The following is a 12,720-nucleotide window of genomic DNA, read 5'->3' on the forward strand; positions in this document are numbered from 1 at the left end:
TTTCTAAAGATATGTTTTCATCCATGATGGAGCAGCCTCGGAGCATCCGGCTCACCGACCCGCGCGCCCTTCGCGCCTACGCCCATCCGACGCGGATGACCCTCGTGGGTCTGCTGCGGAGCGAAGGGCCGTTCACCGCCACGCGCGCGGCCGAGCTGACCGGCGAGTCCGTCGCCAGTTGCTCGTACCACCTGCGGATACTCGCGAAGTACGGGCTGGTGGAGCAGGCTCCCGGCGGCAAGGGGCGGGAGAAGCCCTGGCAGGCGACGGCGCGGTACACCGAATGGCCCGGCCACAGCGAGGACCCGGCCGTCGCCGAGGCGGCGGACGCGCTGAGCGGGGCCGCGATGGAGCTCAACTTCCAGCGCGTCCTCCGGGCCGTGGAGAAGCGACGCACGCTGCCCAGGGAGTGGCAGGAGGCCGAAGTGTTCGGCGACTCGCTGCTCCACCTCACGCCCGAGGAGCTGGCGGACCTCGGGCGGCGGATGGAGGAGCTGCTGCGGCCCTACGAGGACCGCGCCACCGACGCGGCCCTGCGGCCCGAGGGCGCGCGTCCGGTCAGCATCCTGAGGATCGCCTACCTGGAGCGGGAGAACCCCGGTCGCGGAGAGGAGGAGTGACCCATGGCGATCGCCGCACGCATACCCGCGCTGCTGCGTGAGCGGTCGTTCCGGCGGTACTGGAGCGGGCAGACCGTCTCCCTCGTCGGCGACCAGATCTCGCTCATGGCGCTGCCGCTGGCAGCTGTGCTCGTCCTGGGCGCCGACGCGGCCGAGATGGGCTGGCTCAAGACGGCCGAGCTGCTGCCCGCGCTGCTGCTCAACCTGCCGCTGGGGGCCTGGGCCGACCGCCACGCCCACCGCCGGCGCGCGATGATCGTGGCCGACCTCGGAAGGGCGGCACTGCTGCTGACCCTGCCCGCCGCCCACTTCCTCGACGTGCTGACGCTCGGCCAGCTGTACGCCGTGGCGTTCGCGGTGGGCGCGTTGAGCGTGCTGTTCGAGGCGTGCAACACCACGCTGTTCGTGGCGCTGGTGCCCACCGATCACTACGTGCAGGCGAACTCGCTGGTCAACGGCAGCCGTTCGATGGCCTGGCTGGCGGGGCCGGGGATCGGCGGCGTCCTGGTGCAGGTGCTGACCGCGCCGTTCGCGCTGCTGGCCGACGCGCTCACGTACCTGGTCTCGGCCGGTTACCTGGCCAGGATCCGCCCGGTCGAGCCGGCTCCCGCGCTGGTCGAGAAGGGGCACTTCACCGAAGGGCTTCGCTGGGTGCTGCGGGACCCCTCGATGCGTGCGCTGTTCGCGGCATCGGGCACGGTGCAGTTCTTCAACTACATGTTCCACACGCTGTTCGTCCTCTACGCGACGACCGAACTCGGCCTGAGCGCGGGCGTGCTGGGCGCGCTACTGGCGGCGGGGGCCGTCGGCGGACTGATCGGGGCGGCGTTCAGCGGGGCAACCGTCAGGCGGATCGGCATCGGTCCTTCGGTCGTCGCCGGCTTCGTGGGCTTCACCGTGCCGCTGCTCCTCATACCGGCGGCGAGCGGTCCGACGCCGTGGGTCGTCGGGCTGCTCTTCGTCGCCGAGTTCCTGTCCTGCGCGGGCGTCATGATGGTCGATGTCGCCGCGGGATCGCTCCAGATGGCCGTGATACCCGACGCCGTCCGGGCGCGGGTGATGGGTGCCTTCCGCACGCTCAACCACGGCTTCCGTCCGGTTGGCGCGCTCGCCGGCGGCGTGCTCGGCACGGCACTCGGGCTGCGGCCCACGTTGTGGATCGCGACCGTGGGCGGGCTGTTCGCCGTGCTGTGGCTGCTGCCCTCGCCGGTCCCGCGGCTCCGGGAGCTGCCGGAACAGACGCCGGTCGCCTCGCCCGTGTAGGCGAGGTCGAGCGGGAGCCGCGGGAATCCTCAATTCGGACCTCCGGTAACACTTCCGCCGTTTGCCTCGAACAACGCAACAGTGATCGAATGTGGATTCGTTGAAGCGGAGACGTGGGCGAGGGTGTCCGGGGGTATGTGGCGGTGTTCGGTCTGTTCGGCAAGCGTGGTGCGGGAGTCTCTCGGGGCGGTCCGTTCGCGGGGGTCGCGGTGCCCGCGACGGCGGGCGTCCTGAGCTGCCGGGTCCTCGATCCCGTCGACGAGCCGGTCCGCCAGGCCGGGTTCACGCTCTCCGACACGGCCGGCCGCAAGGTCCTCGGCGGGGAGACCGATCCGTACGGCAGCGTCCTCGCGACCGTGCCGGCCGGGGAGTACCGGCTCGCGGTCACCGCCGAGGGCTACACCCCGTACCACGGCAGCGCCGTCGTCGAGGAGGGCGGGCACGCGGGCCTGGGTGACGTACGGCTCGAGGTCGCGCCGCGGCAGGCGCTGCCCGAGCCGGGCGACTGGGAGATCGACCCCGCGCACTCGCAGATCGGCTTCACCGCGCGGCACATCGGCCTCGCGCGGATCCACGGCCGGTTCAACAGGTTCGCGGGCGCGGTCCGGATCGCCGAACGGATGGAGCAGTCGGCCATGCACGTCGTGATCGACGCGGCCTCCATCGACACCGGCGTCCGGATGCGCGACGACCACCTGCGCTCCGGCGACTTCCTCGACGTCGGCGCGTACCCGACGATGGAGTTCTCCAGCGAGCGCTTCGTCCACAAGGGCGGCAGCCGCTGGGCCGTCACCGGCGCGCTCACCCTGCACGGCGTCAGCCGTACGGTCACGCTCGACACCCAGTACCTGGGCCTGGGCAACGGGCTGCAGGGCGAGACCCGCGGGGCCTGCCGGGCGACCACCGAGCTGCACCGCGAGGACTTCACCCTCACCTGGCAGACCCTGCTCGCCCGCGGCATCGCCGCGGTCGGCTCCAGCATCACCGTCGACCTGGACGTCCAGATCATCCCGAAGGCCCCGCCGACCGCCTGAGGCGGCCCGAGACGGCGGCCCGAGACGGCGGCCCGAGGCGGCCGACGGCGATCCGGCGCCCGAAGGGGCCGGAGACCAGCGGCCGCGTCGGCTCCTGGTCCGGGGCTTACCCGTGTGGGCCCCTGGGCCGGCTTACGGGGCTTCGAGCCAGCCCTCGTACTCGGCGGCCAGTGCGTCGAGTGCCGACGGGTCCAGGCGGCCCTCCGGGTCCTCGACCACCACCAGCCACTGGGCGTCCTCGGCGTCGTCCTCGCCCGCCAGGGCGTCCCGGACCAGCTGGGGCTCCTCGGCCACGCCGAAGCGGTCGGGCAGTTCCTCGACGACCTCCTCGGCCGCGTCGCGGTCGGGCAGGACCAGTACGTGTCTCACATCGCTCACGGCCACATTCTCGACGACGTCCCGCTGTCGGTGGCGCGTGGGATGCTGGAGCGCGATGGCCACCAAGAAGTCTTCCCCCGACGATCTCCTCGCCCCCGTCACGCTCGCCGTGGGCCAGGAGGACCTGCTGCTCGACCGCGCCGTGCGCGAGGTGGTGGCGGCCGCGCGGGCCGCCGACGCCGACACGGACGTGCGCGACCTGTCTCCCGAACAGCTCCAGCCCGGCGCGCTCGCCGAGCTCACCAGCCCGTCGCTCTTCGCGGAGCGCAAGGTCCTGGTGATGCGGAACGCCCAGGACCTGCCGGCGGAGACGATCAAGGAGATCAAGGCGTACCTCGACGCACCGGCCGAGGAGATCATCCTCGTGGTGCTGCACGCGGGCGGCGCCAAGGGAAAGGGGCTCCTCGACGCGGTCCGCAAGGCGGGCGCGCGGGAGGTGGCGTGCCCGAAGACGACGAAGCCGGCGGAGCGGCTGACGTTCGTGCGGCAGGAGTTCCGGTCGCTCGGCCGCTCGGCCACGCCCGAGGCGTGTCAGGCGCTCGTCGACTCGATCGGCAGCGACCTGCGGGAGCTGGCCTCCGCCGTGGCGCAGCTCACCGCGGACGTCGACGGCACCATCGACGAGGCGGTCGTCGGGCGCTACTACACGGGCCGCGCCGAGGCCTCGTCCTTCACGGTCGCGGACCGCGCCGTCGAGGGACGCGCCGCGGAGGCCCTGGAGGCCCTGCGCTGGTCCCTGTCGACCGGCGTCGCGCCCGTCCTGATCACCAGCGCGCTCGCGCAGGGCGTCCGGGCGATCGGCAAGCTCTCCTCGGCCCGTGGCGGCCGTCCCGCCGACCTCGCACGCGAACTGGGCATGCCGCCCTGGAAGATCGACCGCGTCCGGCAGCAGATGCGCGGCTGGACCCCGGACGGCGTCTCCGCCGCCCTGCGCGCCGTCGCCGAGGCCGACGCGGGCGTCAAGGGCGGCGGCGATGATCCCGAGTACGCCCTGGAGAAGGCCGTCGTCACGATCGCCCGCGCCGCCCGCATGCGCCGCGGCTGAACCCGCGGCCCGCACCCCGCCGCCGAGCCGGCGTGCGCCGCGGCTGAACCCGCGGGCCTGGGGCCCGTCGCTCAGCCGCACGTGCCGCCGGGTGAGCGCACGCCACGGCTCGGCCGGCCCGGACGCTCGGGCGCCGTGCGCACGGCCCGGGCGCTCGGGCGCCGTGCGCACGGCCCGGGCGCTCGGGCGCCGGCGCGCACGGCCCGTACGTACGGCGAAGGCCCCGTCGCCTCCTGGGGAAGGAGGGCGGCGGGGCCTTCGTCGTACAACGGAGGTGGCTCGTACACGCGTGGCGAACGCGTCTCGCGTACGGAGCCGGGGTGGCCGGGCGGGAGCGGTTAGAGGGCCCGCTGGGTCCCGTGCGGCCGTGTCACATCAGAGCTCAGCCCTGGAGGGAGGCAACCTTGGTGGCCAGCGCCGACTTCTTGTTGGCGGCGGCGTTCTTGTGGATGACACCCTTCGAGACAGCCTTGTCGAGCTGACGCGAAGCGGCACGAGCGGCCACGGTGGCCTTCTCGAGGTCGCCGGCGGCGACAGCCTCGCGGGCCTTGCGGATCGCGGTCTTGAGCGACGACTTGACGGCCTTGTTGCGCAGGCGCGCCTTCTCGTTGGTCTTGTTCCGCTTGATCTGGGACTTGATGTTCGCCACGAAAGAGCCTTTACAGGTTCGATGTTTCTTCAGGACGTGTCGCGCAGCTGAGAGGGCACACGAGACACAGCCGTCCACGATATCAGCCGCCCCGCACGCCGCCCAAACCGACCGAGGTCCCGCGGTCATGGGACGATGGAGCCTACGTATCCGTTCTGAACATCGCCCGAGACGAGAACCCTGCGTGCCCGCGACTCCTACCAACGTGCCCGAGCCGAGCCGTACCGACCCGGCTCTGATCCGCAATTTCTGCATCATCGCGCACATCGACCACGGCAAGTCGACGCTTGCCGACCGGATGCTCCAGCTGACCGGTGTGGTCGACCAGCGGCAGATGCGCGCCCAGTACCTCGACCGGATGGACATCGAGCGTGAGCGCGGCATCACGATCAAGTCCCAGGCGGTCCGTCTGCCCTGGGCCCCGACCGAGGGGCCGGAGCAGGGGCGCACGCACATCCTGAACATGATCGACACCCCCGGGCACGTCGACTTCACCTACGAGGTCTCGCGCTCGCTCGCCGCGTGCGAGGGCACGATCCTGCTCGTGGACGCCGCCCAGGGCATCGAGGCGCAGACGCTGGCCAACCTGTACCTGGCGATGGAGAACGACCTCACCATCGTCCCGGTGCTCAACAAGATCGACCTTCCGGCCGCCCAGCCCGAGAAGTTCGCCGAGGAGCTGGCCAACCTCATCGGCTGCCAGCCGGAGGACGTCCTCAAGGTCTCCGCGAAGACCGGCATGGGCGTCGAGGCGCTGCTCGACCGCGCCGTCCGCGACATCCCGGCTCCGGTGGGCGTCGCCGACGCCCCGGCCCGCGCGATGATCTTCGACTCGGTCTACGACTCGTACCGCGGCGTCGTCACGTACGTCCGTGTCGTCGACGGCAAGCTCAACAAGCGCGAGCGCATCCGGATGATGTCGACCGGCGCCACCCACGAGCTCCTGGAGATCGGCACCAACTCGCCCGAGATGCTGCCGGCCGACGGCCTCGGCGTCGGCGAGGTGGGCTACCTCATCACCGGCGTGAAGGACGTCCGGCAGTCCAAGGTCGGTGACACGATCACCTCGCAGTCCAAGGGCGCCGAAGAGGCGCTCGGCGGCTACAAGGACCCGAAGCCGATGGTCTTCTCCGGTCTGTACCCGCTGGACGGCTCCGACTACCCGGAGCTGCGCGACGCGCTCGACAAGCTCCAGCTCAACGACGCCGCGCTGGTCTACGAGCCCGAGACGTCCGCCGCCCTCGGCTTCGGCTTCCGCGTCGGCTTCCTCGGCCTGCTCCACCTGGACGTGATCCGCGAGCGCCTGGAGCGCGAGTTCGGCCTCGACCTGATCGCCACCGCCCCCAACGTGGTCTACCGCGTGGTCATGGAGGACGGCAGCGAGCACACGGTCACCAACCCGAGCGAGTTCCCCGAGGGCAAGATCAGCGAGGTGTACGAGCCGGTCGTGCGCGCCACGATCCTCGCGCCCACCGAGTTCATCGGCTCGATCATGGAGCTGTGCCAGAACCGGCGCGGCACCCTCCTCGGCATGGACTACCTCTCCGAGGACCGGGTCGAGATCCGCTACACCCTGCCGCTGGCCGAGATCGTCTTCGACTTCTTCGACCAGCTGAAGTCCAAGACCCGCGGCTACGCCTCGCTGGACTACGAGCCCACCGGCGAGCAGTCCTCCAGCCTGGTGAAGGTCGACATCCTGCTGCACGGCGACAAGGTGGACGCCTTCTCGGCGATCACCCACAAGGACGCCGCGTACGCCTACGGTGTGCGACTGGTCGCCAAGCTGCGCGAGCTCATCCCGCGGCAGGCCTTCGAGGTGCCCATCCAGGCCGCCATCGGCTCCCGGGTCATCGCCCGCGAGACCATCCGCGCCATCCGCAAGGACGTCCTCGCCAAGTGCTACGGCGGTGACATCTCCCGTAAGCGGAAGCTGCTGGAGAAGCAGAAGGAAGGCAAGAAGCGGATGAAGATGGTCGGCTCGGTGGAGGTGCCGCAGGAGGCCTTCATCGCCGTCCTGTCGAGCGACGAGGCGGGCGGCGGCAAGGCCAAGAAGTAGTCTTCCCGATAGCTGCCCCGTACATTCACATGTACACCGAACGGGTCTGTGCGCCGCCGGCGTGCAGACCCGTTCGTTATATGCAAGCCCTTACGCGCCAGTCTCCGGCGCTCTAACCTGAAGCCGCTCGAAGGTTACTCGCCAGTTAGCCACGTCAGTCAGCCACGCCTTGCGCGTACGCCCCGCCTGACCGCACCGCCTGACCGCACCGCCGCCGCCCGGAGGACGTCGATGAGCGACACACAGACCCTGATCGAGAACCGGCCGCCGTCCGTGGCGGCGCTCTTTCTTGAGCGCGTCGAGCGGACCCCGGACGCCGAGGCCTATCGCTATCCGGTACCCGCCGCTTCCGGGCAGGGGCCCGACGACTGGAAGTCGCTCAGCTGGGCACAGGCCGCCGAGCGGGTCCACGCCATCGCCGCCGGACTGATCGACCTCGGCGTCGAGCCCGAGGAGCGGGTCGCCCTCGCCTCCGCGACCCGGGTCGAGTGGATCCTCGCCGACCTCGGCGTGATGTGCGCCGGCGCCGCCGTCACCACGGTCTACCCGCAGACCAACGCCGAGGAGTCGGCCTTCATCCTCTCCGACTCCGCCTCGCGCGTGCTGATCGCGGAGAACGCCGACCAGCTCGCCAAGGCCGTCGAGCGCCGTGCCGACCTCCCGGACCTCCACCACGTCGTGGTCATCGACCCCGAGGGCGCGGACACCTCCGACGAGTGGGTGCTCACGCTCGCCGAGCTGGAGGCGCGCGGCAAGGCGTACCTGGAGAAGCACCCCGAGGTCGTCAAGGAGCGCGTCGCCGCGATCACCGCGGACCAGCTCGCCACCCTCATCTACACCTCGGGCACCACCGGCCGCCCCAAGGGCGTGCGGCTGCGGCACGACAGCTGGTCGTACATGGCGAAGGCCATCGCCGCCACCGGCCTGGTCACCAAGGACGACGTCCAGTACCTGTGGCTGCCGCTCGCCCACGTCTTCGGCAAGGTGCTCACCTCCGGCCAGATCGAGGTCGGTCACGTCACCGCCGTCGACGGCCGCATCGACAAGATCATCGTCAATCTGCCGATCGTGCAGCCCACCTACATGGCCGCCGTGCCGCGGATCTTCGAGAAGGTCTACAACGGCGTGGCCGCCAAGGCCCGCGAGGGCGGCGGCGCGAAGTACAAGATCTTCCAGTGGGCGGTCGGCGTCGCCCGCGAGTACGCCAAGGTCACCCAGGACAACTTCCGCCGCACCGGCACCGCCTCCGCGCCCTTCGGCCTCACCGCCAAGCACAAGGTCGCCGACGCGCTCGTCTACAAGAAGCTCCGCGAGGCCTTCGGCGGGCGGCTGCGCGCCGCCGTCTCCGGCTCCGTCGCCCTCGCGCCCGAGATCGGCTACTTCTTCTCCGGCGCCGGCATCCACATCCTGGAGGGCTACGGCCTGACGGAGTCCTCCGCCGCCTCCTTCGTCAACCCGGGCGAGGCGTACCGCACCGGCACCGTCGGCAAGCCGCTGCCCGGCACCGAGGTCCGCATCGCCGACGACGGCGAGATCCTGCTGCGCAGCCCCGGCATCATGGAGGGCTACCACGGCCTGCCGGAGAAGACCGCCGAGGTGCTGGAGTCCGACGGCTGGTTCCACACCGGTGACATCGGCGAGCTGTCCGCCGACGGCTACCTGCGGATCACCGACCGCAAGAAGGACCTGTTCAAGACCTCCGGCGGCAAGTACATCGCGCCGACGGAGATCGAGGGCCAGTTCAAGGCCGTCTGCCCGTTCGTCTCGAACATCGTGGTGCTCGGCGCAGACCGGAACTACTGCTCCGCGCTCATCGCCCTCGACGAGCCGTCCATCCTCGGCTGGGCCGCCGAACACGACCTCGCCGGCAAGTCGTACGCGGAGGTCGTCGCCGCCCCGCAGACCGAGAAGCTCATCGAGGGTTACGTCGCCCGCCTCAACGAGGGCCTGCAGCGCTGGCAGACCATCAAGAAGTTCCGCCTCCTGCCGCGCGACCTCGACGTCGAGCACGGCGAGCTCACCCCGAGCCTGAAGATGAAGCGGCCCGTGGTGGAGCGGACCTACCAGCACCTGATCGACGAGATGTACGCGGGAGCGCGGGAGGCCTGACCAGGGCGGGCCTGACCGGGACGGGCCCGACCGAGAGGCTCTGCCCCGGAGGTCCTGACCTGCGGGTACCGCGCCGGGCAGGGGCCCGGCGCGGGGTTTTCCACAGGAGGTTGTCCACAGGCGCGGCGGTGCTGTCGGGCGGTACGGGACAATGGCCTCATGCCTTCCGTACTGCCCGATGGCGAGCCCATGCCCGAGGACGGTGCGCTGCCCGCGAGCGCCCTGCAGGGCGCCGGGGAGCGACCGCTCGGGTTCTATCTGCACGTGCCGTACTGCGCCACCCGGTGCGGTTACTGCGACTTCAACACCTACACCGCGAGCGAGCTGCGCGGTGCGGGAGGCGTGCTCGCCTCCCGGGAGAACTACGCGGGGCAGGTCGCGGAGGAGATACGGCTCGCGCGCAAGGTCCTGGGCGACGACCCGCGGCCGGTGCGGACCGTCTTCGTCGGCGGCGGCACGCCCACGCTGCTCGACGCGGCCGACCTGGTGTCGATGCTGTCGGTCATCCGGGAGGAGTTCGGTCTCGCGGACGACGCCGAGGTGACGACGGAGGCGAATCCGGAGTCCGTGGACCCCGCCTATCTCGCCACGCTGCGGGAAGGCGGCTTCAACCGGATCTCCTTCGGCATGCAGAGCGCCCGGCAGCACGTCCTGAAGGTCCTCGACCGCAGCCACACGCCGGGACGGCCCGAGGCGTGCGTCGCGGAGGCGCGGGCGGCGGGCTTCGAGCACGTCAACCTGGACCTCATCTACGGCACGCCCGGCGAGTCCGACGACGACTGGCGGGCCTCGCTCGACGCGGCGATCGGCGCCGGACCCGACCACGTCAGCGCCTACGCGCTGATCGTCGAGGAGGGCACGCAGCTGGCGCGGCGCATCCGGCGCGGCGAGATACCCATGACCGACGACGACGTGCACGCCGACCGGTACCTGATCGCGGAGGAGGTGCTGTCCGGAGCCGGCTTCGCGTGGTACGAGGTCTCCAACTGGGCCACCTCCGACGCCGGCCGCTGCCTCCACAACGAGCTGTACTGGCGCGGCGCCGACTGGTGGGGCGCCGGTCCGGGCGCCCACAGCCACGTGGGCGGGGTCCGCTGGTGGAACGTCAAGCACCCGGGCGCGTACGCGGCGGCCCTCGGCGCCGGGAAGTCGCCCGGGGCCGGACGCGAGCTCCTGTCGGAGGAGGACCGGAGGGTCGAGCGGGTCCTGCTGGAGCTGCGGCTGCGGGAGGGCGTGGAGCTGGCCCTGCTCAAGCCGGCGGGCCTCGCCGCGGCCGGGCGGGCCCTCGGCGACGGCCTCCTGGCCTCCGAGCCGTACGCCGCGGGGCGGGCGGTCCTGACCCTGCGCGGGCGGCTGCTGGCGGACGCGGTGGTGCGGGACCTGGTGGACTAGACGGCGCGTCGCCCCTCGCCGGGCCCAGGACGTTCCTGTGCCGTGACGGTCACGGTCACCGATACGGCGCGGCGTCCCGGTGGCGCGGGCAGGCGCGGGGCGCTCAGGCGCCGCTGAGCGCGCCGTCCCGTGTGCCCACCCGTCCCGCCCCGCGGGACGATCGCCCACACGGCGGGGTGCGACGACCGCACCGTCCCGCCGGGTGCGGGGCCACCCGGAGGTGTGCGACACCCGCACGCCCCGCAGAGCGGGCCCGGCTCACGCGGAGGTGCGACGGCCGCACCGTCCAGCAGGGTGCGGGGTCCACCCGGGGGTGCGAACGCGGTGGCGTCGCGCCGTCGTGTGGGGGGCTTGTGCGGGGTGTCGGGGTGGGGTGGTCGGTCGGGTGGTCACGGGGCCGTGACGAAGTCGATCAGTTCTTCCACGCGGCCCAGGAGGGCCGGTTCCAGGTCCTTGTAGGAGTGGACCCTCGACAGGATGTGCTGCCAGGCGGCGCCCGTGTTCTCCGGCCAGCCGAGGGCGCGGCAGACGCCCGTCTTCCAGTCCTGGCCCCGGGGGACGGACGGCCAGGCGGGGATGCCGACCGACGAAGGCTTCACCGCCTGCCAGACGTCGATGTACGGGTGGCCCACGATCAGGACGTCGGGCGATGTGACCTGCGCGGCGATGCGGGACTCCTTCGAGCCCGTCACCAGGTGGTCGACGAGGACGCCCAGCCGGGCGTCCGAGCCGGGGGCGAAGTCCGCGACGACTGCCGGGAGGTCGTCGACGCCCTCCAGGTACTCGACGACCACGCCCTCGATGCGCAGGTCGTCGCCCCACACCCGCTCCACCAGCTCGGCGTCGTGGCGGCCCTCCACGTAGATGCGGCCGGCGCGGGCGACCCGCGCCCGGGCGCCCGGGACCGCGATCGAGCCGGAGGCCGTACGGGCGGGGCGGGTCGCGGCGGGCCGGACGGGGCGGACCAGGGTGACGGCCCGGCCCTCCAGGAGGAAGCCGCGCGGTTCCATCGGGAAGACCCGGTGTTTGCCGAAGCGGTCCTCCAGCGTCACCGTGCCCGCCTCGCAGCGGATCACCGCCCCGCAGAAGCCCGTCGTGACCTCCTCCACGACGAGGTCGGGGTCCGCCGGGACCTCCGGCACGGGGGCCGACTTCTTCCAAGGAGGCGTCAGATCCGGGTCGTAGCTGCGCATGGGCACGATTCTGCCCGGTGAGGGCGGCGGAAGCGCAGCCGAGGGGACGTCAGGTCCCGCGCGCCGCCGCCCCCTTCCGGCGCCGAGCGTCCGCCGCCCGAGCGTCCGCCGCCCGGGCGACGACGGGAGGGTGGCGACGGGAGGGGGACGACGGGAGGGTGGCGACCAGGACCTACGGCGACACCTCGAAGCGGCGGGCGAGTTCGTCGCGCTGACGTCGCACGAAGTCCGCGTCCACCACCGCGCCGTGCCCCGGCACGTATACCGCGTCCTCGCCGCCCAAGGACAGCAGGCGGTCGAGGGCGGCCGGCCAGCGGGACGGGATCGCGTCGGGGCCCGCCTGGGGCTCGCCCGACTCCTCCACCAGGTCCCCGCAGAAGACGACCTCCCGTTCCCCGGAGACGAGCACGGCAAGGTCGTGACCCGAATGGCCCGGGCCGACGTTCGCGAGGAGGACCTGGCGGCCGCCCAGGTCCAGGGTCCACTCACCGGTCACCGTGTGCCGCGGCGCCACCAGGACCTCGGCGGCCTCCGCCGCCTCCCGCTCGTCCACCCCCATCTTCACCGCGTCCCGGCGCAGCTCCTCACGCTCCCGCGGCAGCAGCGTGTCCATGCCCACCGCCCCGAAGACCTCGGCGTCCGCGAACACCGCCGTCCCCAGCACGTGGTCGAAATGCGGGTGACTCAGTGCGACATGCGTCACCCTCCGCCCGCCCGTGAGCGCCGTCACCTGATTCCGCAGCTCGGTGCCCTGCGCGAGCGTGGCCCCCGTGTCGTACAGGAGCACCGCGTCCCGCCCGATGACCAGGCCCGACGTGCAGTCCCAGCCCGCCAGCCGGCACCTCCCCACGCCGTTCCCCAGCCGCTCCCACCCCTGTGCTTCCCAATCGATGTCCATGACGTGACGCTAACCGCTCCGAGCCCGCCTCCTTGCCAGGAGCGATGTACGCCGCCGTACACTGGCCGGGGGATTCCTGGCAC

The 12,720-nt window shown here is 71.9% G+C and carries 11 protein-coding genes; 7 read left to right on the plus strand and 4 right to left on the minus strand.

The features are described 5' to 3' along the window. Window positions 1-23: 23 nt before the first annotated feature. The 3 genes from ESG85_RS15985 to ESG85_RS15995 all read left to right on the plus strand — a co-directional run bounded on the left by ESG85_RS15985 (window position 24) and on the right by ESG85_RS15995 (window position 2,917). Window positions 24-620, plus strand: coding sequence for a winged helix-turn-helix domain-containing protein (locus tag ESG85_RS15985; RefSeq protein WP_128979817.1), 597 nt, complete (start codon window positions 24-26; stop codon window positions 618-620). 3 nt (window positions 621-623) lie between these two features. Beyond that, the gene (locus tag ESG85_RS15990) at window positions 624-1,883 is read left to right on the plus strand and encodes an MFS transporter (protein WP_128979819.1); all 1,260 of its coding nucleotides are present in this window, start codon (window positions 624-626) and stop codon (window positions 1,881-1,883) included. A 143-nt stretch (window positions 1,884-2,026) separates the two neighbouring features. Beyond that, a complete protein-coding gene (locus tag ESG85_RS15995; protein WP_128980187.1) occupies window positions 2,027-2,917 on the plus strand; it encodes a YceI family protein in 891 nt (296 codons plus the stop codon). A 132-nt stretch (window positions 2,918-3,049) separates the two neighbouring features. Here the strand turns inward: ESG85_RS15995 and ESG85_RS16000 are convergent, their stop codons facing one another. Beyond that, a complete protein-coding gene (locus tag ESG85_RS16000) occupies window positions 3,050-3,295 on the minus strand; it encodes a hypothetical protein (RefSeq protein WP_128979821.1) in 246 nt (81 codons plus the stop codon). Window positions 3,296-3,350: 55 nt separating this feature from the next. On the opposite strand from ESG85_RS16000, the gene holA reads away from it, so the two are divergent. Then, window positions 3,351-4,340, plus strand: coding sequence for a DNA polymerase III subunit delta (gene holA, locus ESG85_RS16005; protein WP_128979823.1), 990 nt, complete (start codon window positions 3,351-3,353; stop codon window positions 4,338-4,340). A 382-nt stretch (window positions 4,341-4,722) separates the two neighbouring features. Here the strand turns inward: holA and rpsT are convergent, their stop codons facing one another. Further along, complete coding sequence (rpsT, locus tag ESG85_RS16010) at window positions 4,723-4,989, minus strand: 30S ribosomal protein S20 (protein WP_030211082.1); 267 nt, start codon at window positions 4,987-4,989, stop codon at window positions 4,723-4,725. Between the two features lie 184 nt (window positions 4,990-5,173). Here rpsT and lepA point away from each other — a divergent pair, with 184 nt between their 5' ends. From lepA to hemW, 3 genes are all read left to right on the plus strand, one after another. Next, complete coding sequence (gene lepA, locus ESG85_RS16015; RefSeq protein ID WP_128979825.1) at window positions 5,174-7,045, plus strand: translation elongation factor 4; 1,872 nt, start codon at window positions 5,174-5,176, stop codon at window positions 7,043-7,045. A gap of 231 nt (window positions 7,046-7,276) precedes the next feature. After that, window positions 7,277-9,154, plus strand: a complete 1,878-nt coding sequence (locus ESG85_RS16020; protein ID WP_128979827.1) for an AMP-dependent synthetase/ligase — start codon at window positions 7,277-7,279, stop codon at window positions 9,152-9,154. Between the two features lie 159 nt (window positions 9,155-9,313). Continuing rightward, entirely contained in the window at window positions 9,314-10,546 is a 1,233-nt protein-coding gene (gene hemW / locus ESG85_RS16025) for a radical SAM family heme chaperone HemW (RefSeq protein ID WP_128979829.1), read from the plus strand. Between the two features lie 389 nt (window positions 10,547-10,935). Here hemW and ESG85_RS16030 read toward each other — a convergent pair whose 3' ends face one another. Together ESG85_RS16030 and ESG85_RS16035 are read right to left on the minus strand one after the other, a co-directional pair. Further along, window positions 10,936-11,739 carry a DUF3097 domain-containing protein gene (locus ESG85_RS16030; RefSeq protein WP_128979831.1) on the minus strand — a complete coding sequence of 268 codons (804 nt, stop codon included), beginning with the start codon at window positions 11,737-11,739 and terminating at the stop codon, window positions 10,936-10,938. Window positions 11,740-11,911: 172 nt separating this feature from the next. Further along, window positions 11,912-12,637: an MBL fold metallo-hydrolase gene (locus ESG85_RS16035; protein WP_128979833.1), complete on the minus strand. Its 726-nt coding sequence runs from the start codon at window positions 12,635-12,637 to the stop codon at window positions 11,912-11,914. Window positions 12,638-12,720: the final 83 nt, after the last annotated feature.

The organism is Streptomyces roseicoloratus, from assembly GCF_004117935.1.
In the GTDB taxonomy this organism is placed as follows: Bacteria; Actinomycetota; Actinomycetes; order Streptomycetales; family Streptomycetaceae; genus Streptomyces; species Streptomyces roseicoloratus.

What these genes read in the sequence shown, in the direction of transcription:
- ESG85_RS15985 (WP_128979817.1), top strand. Translation starts at nt 24, where the DNA reads ATGATGGAGCAGCCTCGGAGCATCCGGCTCACCGACCCGCGCGCCCTT.
- ESG85_RS15990 (WP_128979819.1), top strand. Translation starts at nt 624, where the DNA reads ATGGCGATCGCCGCACGCATACCCGCGCTGCTGCGTGAGCGGTCGTTC.
- holA (WP_128979823.1), top strand. Translation starts at nt 3,351, where the DNA reads ATGGCCACCAAGAAGTCTTCCCCCGACGATCTCCTCGCCCCCGTCACG.
- ESG85_RS16020 (WP_128979827.1), top strand. Translation starts at nt 7,277, where the DNA reads ATGAGCGACACACAGACCCTGATCGAGAACCGGCCGCCGTCCGTGGCG.
- hemW (WP_128979829.1), top strand. Translation starts at nt 9,314, where the DNA reads ATGCCTTCCGTACTGCCCGATGGCGAGCCCATGCCCGAGGACGGTGCG.
- ESG85_RS16030 (WP_128979831.1), bottom strand. Translation starts at nt 11,739, where the DNA reads ATGCGCAGCTACGACCCGGATCTGACGCCTCCTTGGAAGAAGTCGGCC.
- ESG85_RS16035 (WP_128979833.1), bottom strand. Translation starts at nt 12,637, where the DNA reads ATGGACATCGATTGGGAAGCACAGGGGTGGGAGCGGCTGGGGAACGGC.